Source organism: [Zimmermannella] bifida NBRC 103089, assembly GCF_001570925.1.
GTDB classification, from domain to species: Bacteria; Actinomycetota; Actinomycetes; order Actinomycetales; family Microbacteriaceae; genus Gulosibacter; species Gulosibacter bifidus.
Genome location: NZ_BCSP01000003.1, coordinates 224,971 through 236,510, shown reverse-complemented (window position 1 = coordinate 236,510; position 11,540 = coordinate 224,971). Strand labels below are relative to the sequence as shown.

Here is an 11,540-nt window from a genome sequence, read left to right as displayed (position 1 = left end):
CGTGCCGAATCAATGATGTATTGATCGTAGTCAGTCGTGACCGGTTCAGGTGGCGGCATCTTCGCGCGCCGGGAGCGCCCAGCGCTGACGGTGGCCGAGCAGGTCCACAATCTCAACCGTGTCGGCGGCCGCATCGACCGCAAGGTCCACCGTGTTCGTGAGTGCTCCGCGCGCGTCGCGCCAGGTTGCGCACACGCGCGACTCCCCTGCCCACAGCATCCAGCCCGCCACGTGCGCGAGTGGATCCTGCAGTACCCGCGTGACCGCATCCACGTTTTCGCCGCGTGCGGGGTGAATACCGTCGGCGAGTGCCGGATGCGCGGCGGCGCGCTCGAGCGTGATGTGCACGCGGGTGCCGTCGCCGGGTGTTGCCGTGCGGTAGTTGATGCTCGGTGCGGCAAGTTTCGTGGCGATGCTGGCATCGGCGCATTCAATATCGTCGCATTCGATGAAGGCGTAGTCGCTGGCACAGGCATCGAGGCGCTGCCGCTGCACGACCACCGCTTGCCGGCTCGCGTCCATCGTGCACCACTTGCGCTGCAGCTGTTCAGCCATGACCGCGAGCGTCCCTGACCCGGCGAACGGATCAACTACAAGGTCGCTCGGCGCGGTGAACCAGCGCAGCAGCAGTGTCAGCAGGCCTTCGGGCTTCTGCGTGGCGTACCCGGTGCGTTCGCTCGAGAGGTTGAGCACCGGGCGCACACTCAGCGTCGTGGTCGTTGCGGCCGGGTCGCCCGGTGCCGCGGTCTCGTCGACGAGCGTGATCTCGCCTTCGAGTACATCGCGCAGAATCGTATCGACGTAGAAACGACCGAGCGGATCACGTTTGCTGCCCATGAACGGCTTATCGAGATATTGGCGTTCGCGCTGACCATTAACGCGAAACGCACTGCTGCGTCGATACACCAAGAGGTCGTCGTGTTTGCGCGGCACCGAGGTGGTTCGGGAGGCACCACCGGAGCGGTAACTCCACACCAGCGAATTCACGAAATTGTCGGCGCCGAAGATCTCGTCAAGCAGCACCCGCACGAGGTGCGCCGCATGCCAATCGACATGCGCGCAGATCGCTCCGTCGTCGCGGAGCACGCGCTGCGCCAGCATGAGCCTGGGCGCGAGCATTTCGAGGTAGTCAATGACGCCGCGCTGCCACCGGTCCGAATACGCGATGTGCTCGAGTGCCACCGGTGCGCCGTCGGCGAGTTGGGTGTGGATGCGGCTGCGGTAGTTCGCGTCCGATGCGTAGGGCGGATCGAGGTATACGAGTTTCGCGGCAGGTTGTGCGCCGTTCTCGACCGCGACCACGAGCTGTGCCAGCAGTTGCAGATTATCGCCGCGGGCAATGCATCCGGATGCCGAAACGGGAATGATGAGGCTGGCAGCGGCTGCGCGTGCGCGCGCAATCTCAGCCTCGGTTTGGATGCGGGCTCGTTCCAGCAGCGCCGGCAGTTCGGTCAAGAGTGCGGATGCATTCATCTCCGTTGACCTTTCTTGCAGCGGTGCGGGTGCGGTCGGTGCCAAAAACCGACCCAAACACGCGTTGGTGTTGCGGTAATCCGCGTGGAAACCGCACGAATTGCGCGGGCATGTACCCGGCTCACTGTAGCCGCTGGCAGAATAGACAGACCAAATCAGCTACGACGAGGTCAATATCTATGCAGTACGTCTCCACGCGCGGAGGAATGGCTCCCGCATCGTTCAGCGACATCCTTCTCGAAGGCCTCGCCCCGGACGGCGGGCTGGTGATGCCGCAGGAAGTACCGCAGATCGGTCCAGCTCAGCTCGAAGCCTGGCGCGAACTCAGCTACGCCAAGCTCGCGGCGCAGGTGATCGGCCTGTACTGGACCGACATTGATCCCGCCGACCTCGAAGGTATCTGCGCGCGTGCGTACGGTGACCAGTTCGCCGCAGAAGTACCACTCACGGCGATCGATGAGCGCACCGCGCTGGTTGGCCTGTCAGAGGGGCCGACGCTCGCGTTCAAGGACATGGCGATGCAGTTCCTTGGCGAAGCAATCCCCTACGTGCTGGCCAAGCGCGGCCAGACGCTGAACATCCTCGGCGCAACGTCGGGCGACACCGGCTCGGCCGCAGAGTACGCTTTCCGTTCCAAGCCGGGCATCGCGGTGTTCATGCTCTCGCCGCAGGGACGCATGAGTGCTTTCCAGCGCGCACAGATGTACTCGCTCGACGACGAGAACATCCACAACATTGCCGCTGACGGCGTCTTCGACGACTGCCAGCAGCTCGTCAAGGAGCTCAACGGTGACCTCGAATTCAAGGCCGCCAACTCGCTGGGCACCGTGAACTCGATCAACCTTGGCCGCGTCATTGCGCAGTCGGTCTACTACGTCTGGGCGTGGCTGCGCGCCACCGATGTGGTCGACGCCGACCAGCGCGGCCAGATCAAGGTGTCGTTCTCGGTACCGTCGGGCAACTTCGGCAACATCTTCTCGGGATTCCTCGCCAAGCAGATGGGCCTGCCGGTGTATCTGCTAGTGCTCGCGACGAACGAAAACAACGTCCTTGACGAGTTCTTCCGCACCGGTATCTACACGCCACGCACCCGCGAGCACACGCTGGCGACCTCATCCCCGTCGATGGACATCTCGAAGGCGTCGAACCTCGAACGCTTCGTCTACCTGCTGCTCGGCAGCAACCCGGTTGCACTGGCCGCGGCCTGGGCCGAGCTGGATGCGAATGGTTCGATCGACCTCAGCCAGTACCGCGCCCAGTTCGCCACCGAATACGGCATCGTGAGCGGCACGAGCACGCACGAAGATCGCCTCGCATCCATTCGTGCCACGCACGAAAAGTCGGGCATCATCATCGACCCACACACGGCCGACGGTGTGACTGTGGCACGCGGCTGGCACGAACCTGGTGTGCCGATGCTCGTGCTCGAGACCGCGAAGCCGCAAAAGTTTGCTGAGACGGTGCGCGAGGCGCTCGGGTTCGAAGCTGAGGTTTCGCAGGAACTCGCCGATCTGCTGGCACGTCCGCAGCGCACCGAAGAAATGGCGGTGGATGCGCGTGAGCTGCGTGCGTACATCGCGCACTTCGCCGTGCACGCAAACTAGTTGCCGAGCCGCGCTCGGTCGCAGCCGTTACATGACCGCAGGGGTGCTCGACACTGGTTCGAGCACCCCTGCGGTGTTTGCATGGCGATGCGGTACCGCGCGGTCAGTCTGACCGGGCCGTACCGCATCCGAATGTGGCGGGTTAGGCCTTTGGCATCTTCAGGAAGCCCATGACGGTCAGCCCGGTCATGCCGGCCGTGCCGATGAGGGTTACGAGCAATCCCCATCCGAGCGCCGCACTCGCTGCAGTCAAGATGTTAAGGAACGAGATCAAGGCGACGAGAATCGCGAGACCAGCAGCAGCCATCGCCACGATCTGCAGGATGCGGCGAACATTCGGTTCGAGCTGCGCAACCATCGGCGCCACAATGCAGCCGGCAACGATGAGGGCGAGCAGCAGGGTGAATACGCCATTGCCCTGAAGGCCCGAGGCGGATACCGAGAAGCCATATGCCGACACGGATACCCAGGCGCCAAACGAGCCGATGAGCGTCAGCAGCGCGCCGCCGAGTGCGCCGAGGTTCATTTTCTGGAAGTCGGACAAGTTGGCGAACTGTGCCTTGAGCTGATCCATGTCGAACCCTTGCTGGCCACCCTGCTGGGGCGCACCGTAGGTGCCCTGCTGCGGCTGCTGACCGTCCTGACCGTACTGGCCTGGCTGACCGTACTGGCCTGGCTGCGGAGCCTGCTGGAACTGCCCCTGACCGGACGATGCCGGGGTTCCGAGTGGCGGCATGCCGTTCGGCGTCTGCCCGTACTGCGGGTTGCCTGCCTGCGGCTGCTGCGGCGTCTGCTGCTCGAAGTTCTGGTTATTCCAGCCGCCAGGTACGCCCTGGTTGCCCGAATTGACTTGCGATTCTGGAGTGGGGTTGTCAGTGGTCATGGCTCGACTCCTAGTTGGTCGGTTGGTTACCCCAGGCTACACATCAGTCGCTTCGTCGTCGTGCACCTAGCGACGGGTTCGCTGTCAACCTCTGGGCTACTGCCCAAGCCTGAATCCGCCATCGACGTGACGGCCCCCAGTTGCTAGGCTCGAGCAAGTTGCCCAAACGAAGTTGAACGATTAATCGCCAGTGAGGAGTTCAATGCCGGTACGCATCCGCCGCACTGCGGCTTTCGCGACGCTCGCGCTTGCTTCTTGCTTCTCGATTACTGCTACTGCGTTTGGCCCGGGGGAACCTGCCGCAGCGATTTCATTCGGCGAACAGGCATATCGCACCGACGTCGTGCAGATTCATGTGCAGGATGCGACCAACGGCCGCATCGAGAAGTGCACCGGCACCGCAATTTCGAGCCAGTGGGTACTCACGGCCGCGCACTGTGTTTCGCCAGCAACGATTGATGGCAAGCACTCCCCCGCCGCGGTCTCGGTCTACTACTCAAATAACGAAACCACCCCGGGACCAGCCACACGCGTTGACCGGTACGAAGTGCATCCCAACGCCGACCTTGCGCTGTTGCACGTGGCGACGGCAACCCCGCTCGAACGCTACCCGGACATCGCCGATAACCACCGCTTTACTGCTGGCGAACGCGTAGAACTGTACGGCTATGGCCGCGGTTATCAAGGCGCCCAGACACCGTGGCTGCAGCGTGCCACGCTCAAAGTCACTGCCACGAACGAATCGCACCTCGCGGGCGAGGTTGTGTCGCTGCGTGGCATCACCGGTGGTTCGAATCACGGTGATTCAGGTGGCCCGATCATGACCGAAGACGGCGACCTCGTGGCAGTAAACGTCCTTGGCACCGCGCAGTCCACCACTGATCCGTACGCCGGTTCCAAGGCGATTGATCTGCGCCACTACCGCGACTGGATCAGCTCAGTCACCGACGCGTAGCCGCGCGCGTGCGCACTCGATTGAGCACCAACGTTGCTGGCAGCGTACGCACAGTTCGCGGCAGGATGCGCCCGGCGAGTACTACCGGAATCCAGCACAGATTTGCGATGAATCGGGATGCGCGGGTTTGTGGATGTCCGTAGGCTGCGGCGAGGTGCGGCGGCAGCAAGCTCACGGCGATTCGTGTCGCGAACGGCATGATGGCGCGCAGCCACCATGCCGCGTGGCGTGCGGCGAAGAGCTCGGCTTTCGCGAAGCGTGCGGCGTCACCGACTTCGAGGGCGACAAGCTGTGCGGCGAACTTGCGGTCGAATTCGGCGGCGGTTTGCGGCCAGGATGCGGCGGGCATCCGTAGGCCGGTACCCATGCGTCCGAAATCGCGCACGATCGCATCCAGGTCGTTTGCGGTGAGCGATCGTCGCCCGTAGACGCGGCGATACGCACGGATTGCCGACCAGCACAGGGTTGCGGCAACCCACCATTGGTCGTGCGGGTTGTTGGCGTCGTAGCGCTGTTGGTGTTCGTCGAGGCCCTGCACGCGTGCGTGTTGGGCATTGACGCGGCGGCGCACGAACTGTTGTTCGGTTTGGTTGCCGAATGCCTCGGCGGTGACGAATTCGAGGGTGCCCCAGAGTCGGCGCATGGGTGCGTCGGCGAAGTTCGAGTGGTTGGCGACGCCGGCGGCGACCTGTGGATGCGCAAGCTGCAGCAAGATTGCGGTGCCACCTCCCGCAAGCACCACGCCTTCGGCCGCGAACTTGCGAAACGCCTCGCTCGGCTGGTGCTCAGCCGGCGGCGCTGGTGGTGATTGCTCGGAAGACATGCCCCCATCGTCGCACCCCTGGCTCTTGCGACCGAATCCCGCGCGGAGCCACCCGCGAACGGGACCCACCAAGGGGTTCTCATACTCCGCAAGACACACAACACAACACAACACCGCCACCCACAAGGGGTGGCGGTGTTGTGTTGTGGACCTAGGGGGATTCGAACCCCCGACCTTCTCATTGCGAACGAGACGCGCTACCAACTGCGCCATAGGCCCGAGTGCATCCAACAATTTTAGCACCGCGTGACGGACCCGGGAAACGAGTACTGTCCGCATCCATTTCGTGGATGCGGACAGTGATCTCGTATCGCCTAACCAGCGGGCTTTGGTGCGACCGAAGGCTTAGGATCAACTGGCGGATCTTCTGGCTTCGGCTGTTCAGGCTTCGGCTCCGCAGGCTTGGTCTCAACGGGCTTCGGAGCTTCCGGCTTCTTCGGCTCCTCCGTCTTAGGCGGTTCCGTCTTAGGCGGCTCCGGCGCAGGAGGTGGTGGCGGAGGTGGCGGCACGTACGTCACGCGGTTCTGGAAGTGTTCATCTCGGCCCTGACCAAGCAGCGAAGCAAGGTCAATGACCGCCTGCGTCGCACCAGCCTGGTCGTTCGCCGCGAGTTTGGCTTGCAACGCTGCAACGGCTTCTTCAATCGCAACGTAGGTGTCCCAATTCATGTCGCCCCACTCATCCGAGAGCGGAACACCACGATTGGCCAGTGCCGGTGCGTACTTGGTCATGAAGTATTTGCGAGCTTCATCCGCAAGACGCTGGGTTTCGCCTGCGTCGTTGTTGCGCACAGACGACGAAACCTTCTCAAGCTGCTCGCGCATCTTCCCAGCCTCGTCTTTTGGCGCGTAGGCCGAAGACATCGCATAGGCGCCGAGCACACCGTTGACCGATCCCTCAGCCTCGTCAACTGCGGGGTCAATTACCACCATCTGCGGTCGGTCATCCGAATCGCGTTCGGCCGCCAAAATCGCTTCACGACGGGACGAACCCACCACCGAAATCAGCATTGGCAAGAGCACCATGACGAGCGCCAAGATAGCGACCATCGTAAGGATATTGACTCGCTGCTGCTGCGATGCCGCACGTAGCCCGAAGAGACCTGACTTGTCCGTCATGCTCCGGGCATTCGTTGCACCCGTACGCTGCCGGTCAACGCCTTCAGCCACAAACGTGCCAGCAGCCACCGACAACTGCGTGTTGTCCGTGTTGCTGAAACACTCTGATCGCGAAACGCGAGGCATCTAACTCCCCAACCTCAATGCGGCATCCACCGCTAGACCGATTAGTCTACCCAGCTCTGCGATGAAACCGCATTAGATTTCATCGTTAGCGTGGCGCTGCCACGGCTGTTGGTCGGGTACTAGCTCGCGCGGCGGCGTGCGAGCACCGCGTTCAGGTCGGTCAGGTCGCTTGCCGAGTCTGCGTTTGCGATTGCGGCAATGTCGCCCATCTTGGCCCACGTCGAGTCGCTCGACACGGTGATTGGGCGGATGCGCTCCGCGTTCAGCTGGTCGGCCTCGGCTTCGGCACGGTTGCCACCGCGATCACCAATTGCCGGCACCTGCTGCTGCGCGGCACGCAGCGCCTCGGTCGAACGGATCGCTTCTTCACGAAGCAGCTGCGCCAGGTGCTCGTCAAAGCGATCGCCACCGCCTGGGCCGTCTGGATCAGGCGATTCAGTCGGAACCTCGTGGTCAAGGTACAGCGGCTTCGGCAGCGGTACCGGAGTCCAGGTGCCAGGAGCAGGTTCTGGTTCCGCGGCAGCCGGCTCATCCAGCTCAATGGCAGTAAACGGTGCTGCCGTTGCGACGGGTGCAGTTTCCGCAACCGGCTCGGTGAGCAGTGTGTCGACTTCAGCAACGGTCGTGTCGCGCTGCGTGGCGAGCCAGACCTCGTTAATACGGTGCAGCATCCAGGCCGCTGCCGCCGCCACGACAATGCCGGCGATCAACACGAATGGAATGGCGATAATGAGGCCGACAATCGCAACGATGATTCCGGATGCACCGACTCCCGTCGACGCGAGACGGCCGCGACGACGACGTGCTGCGGTTTCGCCCTGCACACCAATGACGGGCTGCTCCGCAGTGAGTCGGCGCTCAATCGCGCGTGGAGAGCCCGAAGCACCGTTCGCCCAGCGGTCCGCCGCCGTCTTTCCCGTCGCCGCGAACTGCGCTTCACGTGCGGTTGCCACTGCTGCGGCTGCTCGTGCTCGCGCTGCTGCTTCTTGCCGTGCGGTTGCGTCTGCCATTGCTGCCTCTCGTTCCTGCGCCATCATTCGTTCGTGTTTAAGTTCTGCTTCTCGGGCAGCCGCTGCCGCGCGCCAAACATCCTCACGAAGTTTCGCTTCGCGTTCTTCTTGTGCGACCCGTTCAAGTTCAAGTTTCGCGGCCGCGGCCCGCTGCTCGGCTTCGACGCGAGCTTGCTCACGCTGCGCGGCAACTTCGAGCTTCTGTGCTTGGGCGAGCTCGCGACGACGTGCACGCACCGTGCGCGTGTTGGCTTCAAGCTCAATGACACCCGGCGCCTCGCTTGCCTCAGCCATGGCACGAATCGTTTGCTGCAGGCGAAGGGCATTGCGTTCGCTGTGGCGCAGCTTGCGCTCACGAATAACCGTCGGGACGTAGATCCCGACGGTTACGAGCACAACCAGCGCAATTGCGATGCCGCTGGCGCCACCAAATTCCTGCATGCCGCAACGTTACGAGCCTGACTCCCCCGAACACCGCATTGTTAATGGAGTGTCTAATGTGAATTGAGTGAACTCTGAGGTTTCTAACAAGAATGCCGCAGGAGTCGCGCGATATTCGCTCCGAGTATGCACAGTTGACGCATTCAATCGCCAGGCATGACTCGACCATCTGCACACACAGAACCACACCATTCACACATCGCGAAGCCAATACGGCGGGCGCCAGCTAAGCAAACGGACCGCTGGCTGGGCGCTGCGCCAGCGTCGGATCAACGCGGCCCGACTTCCAACGATTCAAGACACCTTCGGGAACGGTCTCGTGGATAATTCCGTAGCAATAGTGATCGCGCCAATCGCCATCAATGTGGATATACCGATTTCGGCGACCTTCGTAGGTGAATCCAAGTTTTTCAACGACCCGCAATGACGCCGCATTTTCGGGGCGAATACAGATTTCCATCCGATGCAGACCGATTTCTTGAAAACAATAATCTGTAACCAATGCCACCGCGGTTGGGGTAAATCCCCGCCCAGCAACCTCCGGTGAAATCCAATACCCGATGGTCCCAGCCATCACCGCGCCGTATTGAATATTGCCCACCGTCAATTGCCCAACCAGCTCCCCTTCGTGTTCCATCACAAACGGGAGCGACTTGCCTTCCTGGGCCTGTTCGAGCATCGAACGCACCGACCCGCGAACATTCCAACGCCCTTGCCCGTGCGGCAGGGTCGCCTCCCACGGCTGCAGCCACTCGCGGTGCGCGAGGAGCACGCGCTCGAGATCACGCGCATCCCGGGTACGTAGCCCACGCACCACGAGACCGCGATCCTCAAGGATTGGCAGCACAGCTCGGCCAAGCAATGTCATGGATTCCCCGGGCTAGGCCTGCGACTGACCGCGCTGTTCGGCGGCATACTCCTGAATCCAGGCGCGCACATCGGCACCGATCTCTGGGTGGTTCGCGGCCAATTCAACATTGGCTTTCAAGTAGTCAAGCTTGTTCCCGGTGTCGTAGCGTCGTCCGCTGTACACCAGCGCCACAACACCGCCCGAGCCGTTGCCGCGGGTCGATGCCAGCGTCTGCAGGGCATCGGTCAGCTGAATCTCGTTGCCGCGACCGGGCTTGGTCGTCTCGAGCACTCCGAATACCTCGGCCCCGAGCACGTAGCGACCAATTACCGCAAAGTTCGACGGTGCATCCTCTGGTGCCGGCTTCTCAACGAGTTCATCGACCCAGTAGGTCGGCCAATTGTGGTCACCGGCCCGCTCAAATTCACCGTTGACCTTCGCCGGTGCCACGACGCCGTAGCTCGACACCTGTTCGAGCGGCACTTCTTGTACCGCCACGACGCTGGCACCCGTTTCGAGGTGCACGGCAATCATGTCGTTCAGCAGTTCGCCACCGTCGACGATGATGTCGTCGCCAAGCAGAACAGCAAATGACGAATCACCCACGTGCTGCTGTGCACGCAAGACTGCATGGCCGAGTCCGAGCGGGTCGCCCTGGCGCAGGTAGTGCACGTCGGCAAGATCGGTGGCCCGTCGAACTTCTTCGAGCAGCTTGTCCTTGCCGCGCTCTTCGAGGTTCTGTTCGAGCTCGGCAACACGGTCAAAGTGGTTCTCGAGCGCGGTCTTGTTGCGGCCGGTCACCATCAGAATGTCGTTCAGGCCAGCGTGAACCGCCTCTTCGACGACGTACTGAATCGCAGGACGGTCAACGACCGGCAACATCTCCTTGGGAAGGGCCTTGGTTGCCGGAAGAAATCGCGTACCAAGCCCTGCCGCGGGAATAACTGCTTTCGTTACCTGCTCGTTCATACGGTGCATTCTACTCGCCGCGATATGCAACAACCGGCTACCGTGGATGCATGGCCGCAATTCCGCAGGGAAAGATCCCTCGCAAGGATGCAATCCGTCGCGAAATCCGCGCACAACGGCGCGAACGCGGCGCTGAACGCACCGCTGCACTCGCCGAGTCTGTTGCCGCCCAATTGACGGCCGCGATTGGTGCATTCGCACCCGAGGCGCAGCAGATCGCAGCCTTTTGCAGCACGCCACTCGAACCACCTATCGAGCTGTTCTTGGCACAGCAACGCGCCGCCAACCACCGAGTCCTCTTGCCCGTACCGAATGACGACGGCTCACTCAGTTGGGTTCCGGATGCGGGCACCCGCGCACAGCATCCCTCGCTACGGGTGCCGATGCCGGTCGGAGCTCCCGTTGCCGACAGCTTCGTGCTCGATTGCAACCTGCTCATCATGCCGGCGGCGGCGGTCACCACCGCCGGTGCGCGCCTCGGCTGGGGCGGTGGCTTTTACGACCGCATGCTCGCCAGCGCGCCCCCGCACTTGCTGCGAGTCGCGCTCGTCCACGACGACGAAGTACTCGCATCCCTGCCGCATGAACCGCACGATATTCCAGTACACGGCATCGTCACACCGTCGACCTGGTTCGTCACAGATTTCGGCAAGCGCACAAACTAAACGCAACCATTACTAGGTAGCATCTGCCCAATTCGACCACCACACAATTCATTATCTGAACAAATAACGAAATCCCTATCTTTTGCCGTCGTTCACGACTAAAGTCGGTAGTCGCTTTGACAGCAACAACGAAGGGGGAGCCTTGAAGGGCTTCAAAGAATTCATCATGCGCGGCAACGTCGTTGAACTTGCCACCGCAGTAATCATTGGCAACGCATTCACCGCAATTGTTAATGCCATCGTCGACGGCATCTTCAACCCGCTCATCGCCGCAATCTTCAAGGCCGATGCAATCGAATCGGCAGTCGTTGACATCGCCGGAATTCAGTTCGGCATCGGCATGGTTATCGCCGCAGTCATCAACTTCCTGCTCATCGCAGCAGTTGTGTACTTCATCATCATCGCGCCACTGAACAAGCTGCAGGAGCAGATGTACGTTCGCAAGCACGGCCACAAGCCTTCGGAAGAAGAGGCAGCCGCCAGCGAAACCGATCTCCTCACCGAGATCCGCGACCTGCTCGCTGCGCGACAGAACTAATTACCTGCTCCCCCGCATCCGCAATTGCTACGGATGCGGATGGGATGCACAACATGGTGGGACGGCTCAGGCCGTCCCACCATTG

The 11,540-nt window shown here is 62.0% G+C and carries 11 protein-coding genes and 1 tRNA gene; 4 read left to right on the top strand and 8 right to left on the bottom strand.

Annotated features, from left to right (window positions below; all coding sequences use genetic code 11):
• Window positions 1–45 precede the first annotated feature (45 nt).
• Window positions 46–1,473 (bottom strand): DNA methyltransferase, encoded by a 1,428-nt coding sequence (locus ZBI01S_RS04430; RefSeq protein ID WP_066056906.1) that lies wholly within the window; start codon window positions 1,471–1,473, stop codon window positions 46–48.
• A 179-nt stretch (window positions 1,474–1,652) separates the two neighbouring features.
• Between ZBI01S_RS04430 and thrC the strand changes: the two genes are divergently transcribed.
• Window positions 1,653–3,077, top strand: a complete 1,425-nt coding sequence (gene thrC, locus ZBI01S_RS04425; protein ID WP_066056903.1) for a threonine synthase — start codon at window positions 1,653–1,655, stop codon at window positions 3,075–3,077.
• 142 nt (window positions 3,078–3,219) lie between these two features.
• Here the strand turns inward: thrC and ZBI01S_RS04420 are convergent, their stop codons facing one another.
• On the bottom strand, window positions 3,220–3,960 hold the full coding sequence (locus ZBI01S_RS04420) for a hypothetical protein (protein WP_066056900.1): 741 nt from the start codon (window positions 3,958–3,960) through the stop codon (window positions 3,220–3,222).
• A 202-nt stretch (window positions 3,961–4,162) separates the two neighbouring features.
• Between ZBI01S_RS04420 and ZBI01S_RS04415 the strand changes: the two genes are divergently transcribed.
• Window positions 4,163–4,915, top strand: a complete 753-nt coding sequence (locus ZBI01S_RS04415) for a S1 family peptidase (RefSeq protein ID WP_066056897.1) — start codon at window positions 4,163–4,165, stop codon at window positions 4,913–4,915.
• Here the strand turns inward: ZBI01S_RS04415 and ZBI01S_RS04410 are convergent.
• From ZBI01S_RS04410 to galU, 6 genes are all read right to left on the bottom strand, one after another.
• Window positions 4,902–5,738, bottom strand: a complete 837-nt coding sequence (locus ZBI01S_RS04410) for an oxygenase MpaB family protein (RefSeq protein WP_066056894.1) — start codon at window positions 5,736–5,738, stop codon at window positions 4,902–4,904. The two genes, ZBI01S_RS04415 and ZBI01S_RS04410, sit on opposite strands and share 14 nt — an antisense overlap.
• A gap of 146 nt (window positions 5,739–5,884) precedes the next feature.
• Window positions 5,885–5,957, bottom strand: a tRNA-Ala gene (locus ZBI01S_RS04405).
• Window positions 5,958–6,052: 95 nt separating this feature from the next.
• The gene (locus ZBI01S_RS09685) at window positions 6,053–6,856 is read right to left on the bottom strand and encodes a hypothetical protein (protein ID WP_159421384.1); all 804 of its coding nucleotides are present in this window, start codon (window positions 6,854–6,856) and stop codon (window positions 6,053–6,055) included.
• Between the two features lie 245 nt (window positions 6,857–7,101).
• Complete coding sequence (locus ZBI01S_RS04395) at window positions 7,102–8,433, bottom strand: hypothetical protein (RefSeq protein ID WP_066056888.1); 1,332 nt, start codon at window positions 8,431–8,433, stop codon at window positions 7,102–7,104.
• 226 nt (window positions 8,434–8,659) lie between these two features.
• A complete protein-coding gene (locus tag ZBI01S_RS04390; RefSeq protein ID WP_066056886.1) occupies window positions 8,660–9,301 on the bottom strand; it encodes a GNAT family N-acetyltransferase in 642 nt (213 codons plus the stop codon).
• 12 nt (window positions 9,302–9,313) lie between these two features.
• Window positions 9,314–10,252 (bottom strand): UTP--glucose-1-phosphate uridylyltransferase GalU, encoded by a 939-nt coding sequence (gene galU / locus ZBI01S_RS04385; protein ID WP_110477036.1) that lies wholly within the window; start codon window positions 10,250–10,252, stop codon window positions 9,314–9,316.
• Window positions 10,253–10,302: 50 nt separating this feature from the next.
• Between galU and ZBI01S_RS04380 the strand changes: the two genes are divergently transcribed.
• Window positions 10,303–10,917, top strand: coding sequence for a 5-formyltetrahydrofolate cyclo-ligase (locus tag ZBI01S_RS04380; protein WP_066056878.1), 615 nt, complete (start codon window positions 10,303–10,305; stop codon window positions 10,915–10,917).
• Between the two features lie 142 nt (window positions 10,918–11,059).
• Window positions 11,060–11,455, top strand: coding sequence for a large conductance mechanosensitive channel protein MscL (gene mscL / locus ZBI01S_RS04375; protein WP_083524504.1), 396 nt, complete (start codon window positions 11,060–11,062; stop codon window positions 11,453–11,455).
• The last annotated feature ends 85 nt before the right edge of the window (window positions 11,456–11,540 follow it).